The organism is Magnetococcales bacterium, assembly GCA_015228935.1.
In the GTDB taxonomy this organism is placed as follows: domain Bacteria; phylum Pseudomonadota; class Magnetococcia; order Magnetococcales; family DC0425bin3; genus HA3dbin3.
Map to the genome: position 1 here is coordinate 1 of JADGCO010000180.1, position 3,924 is coordinate 3,924.

A 3,924-nucleotide genomic window follows, 5' to 3' on the forward strand; every position below is an offset into this window, starting at 1 on the left:
AATCAAGGTCGCGATCATGCCAAATTCCCCTGCCAGGGTCTACTTGTGAATTGATTGTTTTTGTGCCTACCGCTTACTTCCACCTTGTCACTTTCAACGATAACTTGTTGATATCATCAAGCAGCATAAAAGACGAAATATATGATTTCAATCAACATTTTATGTCGATAACATGACAGGACGGAACCCGGTGCCATTCCATTCTGGACCAATTCTGCATCAGGATTTGACCATTTTCAGAAGCTCAAAAAACCGATCCCGACTCATCCCTGCGGTTTTCAGGTTGGACTTGATCACCCCAACTGAAACGGAGTCGTGTGCAGGAATCACCAGGGGGCGAGTACTGCCATGTTTGACATATATCCGGTGGGAACCAGATTGCCTGACGAACTGGAAACCGTCAGCTTCAAAGACCTTGGAAAGCGTTTGCCAGTCAATGGGCGAAAGCTTGGACACACTGATTCCGCTGATTTCTGGGAATGATAATGTTGACAAAGTGATTGATTTGATAAACAGGATCTGGTGCTGGCAACGGCTGGAAATTTCCAATCCCAGCTTCATGCATAACCTGGTCAAGGGTTCCCATTTCAGAACATGTTTCAAGAAAGAGACGGACAGCCTCCTCGATATTCATTAAAGCTTCAGCCTCAGTACGTCCTTGAGACGCCACATCCAACAAGGGGCACGTCGCAACAAACCACTCATCTTCCTTTTTAATACAAACAATTGCCTTCAAATCTGCGTTTCCTGTGTCCATTGCCGTCGCTCCTTTCCTGAATCCTGCTCCCCATCTTTTCCGCCACCTGGGCCTGTGTCATTCCGGCATGTTTTGTACCACAAACAATTCGCCAAACAATCGAAACTCATCATCCAAGGCGTCGTGTGCCGTTAACCCATTACCAGGCGCACGAGTGAATGGCATCCCCGGATTCGGCCCGTCAGATTGCACTTTGCGCAATGCGGATAAACACTGCACGAACATCACAGGACCATGCGTGGATTTCCTGCTTCACTTCGTTTCTGAAAAACTCAAGATCCCATTCCACGGGAAAATACTTTACCAAAACTGTTAACGCACGCCAACAAATATTCCTTGACATCACCGACCTGCGGGCGGTCTTGAACGTGGAGCTTGAAAAATTCCCGAGTAAACAGGGAATCACTGCCCCCAAAAGTCTTGGTGGTTTTATTGTGCCAATTGACTACTATCGCCATGCTCCTGGGAATCCGTGAGCATGTCCACCTGCCAACCGACAAGTGGCTTGCCCTGATCACGGGCATGTCAAGTGCAAGAATCAATCGCCTGACGGCCCATGATGATGTCACTTCGGAATATCTTCATCTTCCATCCATGTCCGAACCGGGACTCGTACAGATGCAGCCCGAGTGACCCATCATGTACTCCTGGATCTGGATTTGAAGGAAGTCATGAAACGGGTTGCCACACTCAACATGACACACCTTGTCAGACAATTGTTACAGCTTTACCAGCAAGCTGAAAATCACCTTGCCGGACCGTCCGGGGAAAAAGCCTGCGTGCAAGGGTATGAACAGGAGTGCCGTCAGTTTCTCGACCGCGAAGCAAGCCGTTACCAACAAGGCAATAACTGGTTGACGGCCTGACATGGCAACGAACCGGGATAATGCGCAGGAAGCAAAATATTTTCAACATGTTGCATAAATAGAGCGATTATACCGGTTAAAATAATAAAGAATATTAAATTATTTATATTATTTAATTAAATAAAATTGATTCACATCAAAGTCGAGGAAAAAATCTGGTTGACTGTTTAATTAATAATTGTTAACCATCTCCTGACAATCAGATCACCCAATTTCCATTACTATTTTACCAAGGAGATGCCCATGAAGTGGACCATTTCAAAAAAACTCTGGGTAAGCTATGCCGTCATTCTGGTGCTGTTGGCGCTGACCACATGGCTCGGCATTGACATGTCCAAAGTGACGGAACATGTCGTTAAAAACGAATTGGAAAGAGCCATAAAAGCCTCCGACGGTGCCATGGAGACCCGGATCAATTATTTAAGCTTGATCTGGGGCATATCGGAAGCCAGCAGTAATTTCAACCCCGAACGCCAAAAAGAGGGCTTGGATCGCGCTCGTCAGGGCAAAGAGGGAGCCGATAAAAGCATTGCTTCCCTGAAAGAGTCCAAATTCCTGCCGAATTCAAATACCACGGTCGTCCAGGATACATTTCAGAATCTTGATAAAGAAGGTAAGCAAATCGTTGAAATGGCCAGACGCAAGATGGAATTGATGGATATTCTGGACCAGACCGTCACCGATACGGTTGCCGCATTGCAAGACAAGCTGAGCGCGGGTGAAGTACAAACCATGTGGCACTTTGCCATGGCTGCAAACGACTTTACCTATACAGGCATTGAAAAGTACAAGGGCATGTTTGAGGCTGATCGGCAAAAAATGGAAAGTTTAACGGCAAAATATCCCGCCATTGGAAAAATCGTCACCCAGGCTGCGGCACTCATGAGTCACGATGAACACATGCGCCAACTTTTGGAAAAATTTGATGGTTTGGCCGAAGGATTGGATAAGCAGATGGAAATCGTGGAATCCGGTGGTGAAGGTAAACCAGGCACAGACCAGTTTATCGATAGTATTAAAAAAAACCTTCTGGAAGATGCCACAACGCATGCCCTTGAAATGCTCGTATTTGGCTTGATTGCGTTGATCGTTGGTATGACCTCTGCCTTTCTTTTGACCCGCAACATTACCGGTCCCTTGAAACAGTGCGGCGTCATGTTCAATCGTCTGGCAGAAGGGGATTTGAGCATCAGTTGCACCATGGACCGCAAAGATGAGATCGGCGATCTGTTCAATTCCCTGTCCGGCATGACGGCCAAACTGCGTGCCGTCATCCAGGAAGTGCAAAAAGCCAGTCATGCCGTGAGTACGGGAATCACCGATATTGCCCACTCATCCCAGACTGTCTCTGAAGGGGCAACTCAACAGGCCGCCGCCGTTGAACAAACGTCGGCCGCCATGGAACAAATGTCTGCCAACATTCAACAAAATGCTGACAATGCCAACCAGACCGGGGATATTGCCAGCCAGGCAGCCCTGGACGCCGAAACAGGCGGCAAGGCGGTCAGTGAAGCCGTGCAGGCCATGAAAGCCATTGCCGGCAAAATTTCCATCATCGAAGAGATTACCAGACAAACCAACCTGCTCGCCTTGAACGCCGCCATTGAGGCGGCCCGCGCTGGTGAGCATGGTAAAGGTTTTGCCGTGGTGGCTGCCGAAGTTCGCAAACTGGCAGAACGCAGCCAAAGTTCCGCTGGAGAAATCAGTTCGCTCTCTGCATCCAGCGTCACCGTAGCCGAACGGGCCGGCAACATTATCCAACAAATGGTTCCCAACATTCAAAAAACGGCAGAACTGGTCCGGGAAATTTCCACTTCCAGCAATGAACAAAATCAGGGCGCAGGTCAAATCAACCAATCCCTGCAACAATTGGATCAAACCATCCAAAAAAATGCTGGTACTTCCGAAGCCATGACCACATCGGTCACGGATCTGACCAGACAGGTCGATACGCTCTTGCAAGCCGTCTCACAGTTCAACCTCGGCAATGGTCAAGGGTACCACTCCCCATCGAAAGTTCGCTCGCCCAATCAACCCAGACGCGCTCATACCAAGTCGAACCAAACTGTTCTTGCCTTGCCCGTCCCTGATCAATCTAAAACCCATGACGATGCGGATTTTGAATCATTCTGACCGCTCGGGCATATTTGGTTTGGGAGGTGTTCCGGCCATGTCGGCAGAATGACCTGCTACTCAGGCATATTCAGTTCCAGAGGGATATCCGGCCCGGTCGGCGAAACACTCTGGGTTGGCAACCCGGCCTGGGAAAGAAGGGTTTTCAATTGGGCAACCCGTTCCTGA

Annotated in this window: 5 protein-coding genes; 3 read left to right on the plus strand and 2 right to left on the minus strand. The window is 48.6% G+C overall.

What is annotated here, in order from left to right; translation table 11 throughout:
- Positions 1 to 219: 219 nt before the first annotated feature.
- Both HQL65_20355 and HQL65_20360 read right to left on the minus strand, forming a co-directional pair.
- Entirely contained in the window at positions 220 to 456 is a 237-nt protein-coding gene (locus tag HQL65_20355) for a type II toxin-antitoxin system HicA family toxin (GenBank protein ID MBF0138587.1), read from the minus strand.
- The gene (locus tag HQL65_20360) at positions 434 to 757 is read right to left on the minus strand and encodes a type II toxin-antitoxin system HicB family antitoxin (GenBank protein ID MBF0138588.1); all 324 of its coding nucleotides are present in this window, start codon (positions 755 to 757) and stop codon (positions 434 to 436) included. Before HQL65_20360 ends, HQL65_20355 begins: the two co-directional genes overlap by 23 nt.
- 441 nt (positions 758 to 1,198) lie before the next feature.
- Between HQL65_20360 and HQL65_20365 the strand changes: the two genes are divergently transcribed.
- The 3 genes from HQL65_20365 to HQL65_20375 all read left to right on the plus strand — a co-directional run bounded on the left by HQL65_20365 (position 1,199) and on the right by HQL65_20375 (position 3,756).
- On the plus strand, positions 1,199 to 1,390 hold the full coding sequence (locus tag HQL65_20365) for a hypothetical protein (protein ID MBF0138589.1): 192 nt from the start codon (positions 1,199 to 1,201) through the stop codon (positions 1,388 to 1,390).
- Positions 1,387 to 1,623, plus strand: coding sequence for a hypothetical protein (locus HQL65_20370; GenBank protein MBF0138590.1), 237 nt, complete (start codon positions 1,387 to 1,389; stop codon positions 1,621 to 1,623). The genes HQL65_20365 and HQL65_20370 overlap by 4 nt, the downstream gene beginning before the upstream one ends.
- Positions 1,624 to 1,866: 243 nt before the next feature.
- Positions 1,867 to 3,756: a methyl-accepting chemotaxis protein gene (locus tag HQL65_20375; GenBank protein MBF0138591.1), complete on the plus strand. Its 1,890-nt coding sequence runs from the start codon at positions 1,867 to 1,869 to the stop codon at positions 3,754 to 3,756.
- Positions 3,757 to 3,924 lie beyond the last annotated feature (168 nt).